We start from the raw sequence: 2957 nt of genomic DNA on the forward strand, positions 1-2957 counted from the left end.
CCATCAACGTCATCTACTTTAGAAAGTTCCACGCCGCCTTTTGTTAAACTATTTTTCATAGTAACGGTAGCGATATCTTTTTGGCTTTTTTCAATTGTAAATATAATTGGTTTTTTGTCTAAATCATAGTGTTCAGGAGCCGTTGTTTCAACGAATTGATACGTACCAGGACGTAAGTTTTCGACAACGATTTTACCTTCACTGTTTGTTTTTAAATCTGTTTTAAGTACCTTGCCATTTTGATCTAGTAAATTAAATACCGCATCGGCAAGTTTTGTTTGATCGTTTAAATCATCAACTTTAAGTAATTCGATACTACCTTGTTTTAAGCTATTTGTAGCAGTTAAAGAAATAGATTTCTTCTGTCCTTTTTCAATAGTGAATTTGATTGGTGTTTCATCTAAAACATAATCCTTAGGAGCTTTCGTTTCGATGAATTGGTAATCACCAGGACGTAGGTCGTTAATTTCGATTAGTCCTTGTTCATTTGTAACAAGGTCTTTATGAACTACATCACCGTTCATATTAACAATTTTAAATACTGCATCTTTAAGAACAGTGGCATCAACATCATCTACTTTAGAAAGTTTAACAGCACCCTTTGTTAAAGCATTTGTAGCAGTGACATGAAGAGCTTCAGTTTGGCTCTTTTTAATTGTAAATACGATAGGTTTTTTATCTAAAACGTAATGTTCAGGAGCAATTGTTTCAACGAATTGATACGTACCAGGACGTAGATTTTCAACAACAATTTTACCTTCATCATTTGTTTTTAAGCCTTCTTCAACTAGCTCTCCGTCTGCATCTAATAAATTAAATACGGCGTTAGCAAGTTTTGTATTTATATCAATATCGTCAATCTTTGTTAGTTCAACGCTACCTTTTTTCAAAGCATTTTTACCTGTAACATTGATCTCTTTCGTTTGACTTCTTTCAATTGTAAACGGAATTTGTGTTTCTTCTAATACATAGTGCTCAGGAGCTTTTGTTTCAATGAACTGATAGTCTCCAGGGCGTAAATCAGAAACAGAAATTTTTCCGTTTTTATCTGTAACAAGATTCGTATGAACTTCCTTACCGTTCATATCAACAATCTTAAAGATTGCACCTTCGAGCATCGTACGATCGATGTCATCGATTTTTGTTAATGTTACTGCACCTTTCTTTAAACTGTTAGTAGCAGTAACAGTAATATTCTCTTTTTGACTTTTTTCGATAGTGAACGGAATAGGCTCTTTGCTTAAGGTATAGTCTTTTGGAGCTTTTACTTCAACAAATTGATAGTCTCCAGGACGTAAATCAGAAGCAGTAATTTTACCGTTTTTATCAGTCGTTAAACCTTTGCGAATTACCTTTTTAGTATCATGAGCGTCAACGATTATAAATTCTGCACCTTCAAGAGTAGTGCCATCAACATCATCAACTTTTGTTAAAGTGACGCCACCTGTAAGTAAACTGTTTTTTACAGTAACAGGGATAGGAAGATCTTCCTTACTACCTTTTTTAATTGCGAACTTAATAGGTGTTTGATCTAATTTATAATGTTCAGGAGCTTTCACTTCAATAAATTGATAATCGCCTGGTGCTAAATCAGGGATGACTAATACTCCGTGTGCATCTGTTATTAAATCTTTCATAATTTCTTTGCCAGTTGCGTCTTGTAATGTGAATACAGCGCCAGCAAGAGCTTTCGCGCTCTCCACGTCATCTTCTTTAATTAATTTGACCTTTCCTTTCGTCAAACTATTTTTAAATGTAAGTGGAAGGAGTTTTTGTTGTCCTTTTTCGATTGTAAATTCAATTGGTTCTTCATTTACATCGTAATAAGTAGGAGCCTTCGTCTCGATTAGCTTATAATTACCCGGACGTAAGTCTTGCACTACTAATTTACCGTCTTTATCAGTAGTAAGTTCCGTACGAACATCCTCACCTTTGTCATTAACAATTTTAAATACTGCACCTTCAAGGGTTTCCTTAGCATTTACAGAATCAACTTTTGTTAATTCAATACCACCTTTTGTTAAGCTGTTAGTAGCTGTAACGTTAATAGCAGTCGCTTGGCTCTCCTTAATTGTAAATTCAATAGGTGTTTTATTTAAGGCATAATGCTCAGGAGCTTTCATTTCGATAAATTTATAGTTACCTGGACGTAAACCAGTAGCAATAATTTTACCTTCCTGATTCGTAACTAATTCTGTACGGACATCTTCATTTTTATTATTAACGATTTTGAATACGGCACCTATAAGTGCAGTGCCATCAGTATCATCGAGTTTTGTTAGTTCAACATCGCCTGGTAGTAGACCATTTTCAGCTGTAATAACAATCGGTGTTTTTTGACCTTTCTCAATTGTAAATTCAATTGGTGTTGATCGCAGTTCATAATGTTCAGGAGCTTTTGTTTCAATAAATTTGTATTTGCCTGGACGTAAGTCAGAAGCTTTAACAGTTCCGTTTGTGTCGGTAGTTAATTCTGTACGAACGTCTTCGTTCTTATCATTCACGATTTTGAACATAGCTCCAGCAAGAGGAGTCTTTTTATCAAATTCGTCGACTTTTAATAGCTCAACAGCACCTGTAGTTAAACTGTTTTTTGCAGTAATTGAGATAATGCTTGTTTGACTTTTCTCGATTGTAAACGGAATTGGTTCTTTATTTAAGTCATAGTATTTAGGTGGTGTTGTCTCAATAAATTGATAATCACCAGGATCTAAATCTTTAACGGTCAAAGTTCCATCTTTTTCTGTTTTTAAGTTTGTACGGACATCTTCATTTTTGTCGTTAACAATTTTGAATACCGCACCTTCAAGGGTAGTGCCATCAGTATCATCCACTTTTGTTAACGTAATGTCACCTTTAATTAAAGCGTTTTTTGCTGTAACAGAAGCGACTGTAGTTTGGCTTTTTTCTATTTCAAATAGAATAGGCGTTTTGTCTAATTCATAATGCTCAGGAGC

1 protein-coding gene is annotated in these 2957 nt (G+C 34.5%); it reads right to left on the reverse strand.

Annotated features, from left to right (window positions below; translation table 11 throughout):
• A partial coding sequence (locus MR160_RS33265; RefSeq protein WP_255805889.1) for a SpaA isopeptide-forming pilin-related protein occupies window positions 1-2957 on the reverse strand: 2957 nt, incomplete at both ends.

It is taken from the genome of Bacillus cereus group sp. BfR-BA-01382, assembly GCF_022663475.1.
GTDB classification, from domain to species: Bacteria; Bacillota; Bacilli; order Bacillales; family Bacillaceae_G; genus Bacillus_A; species Bacillus_A thuringiensis_S.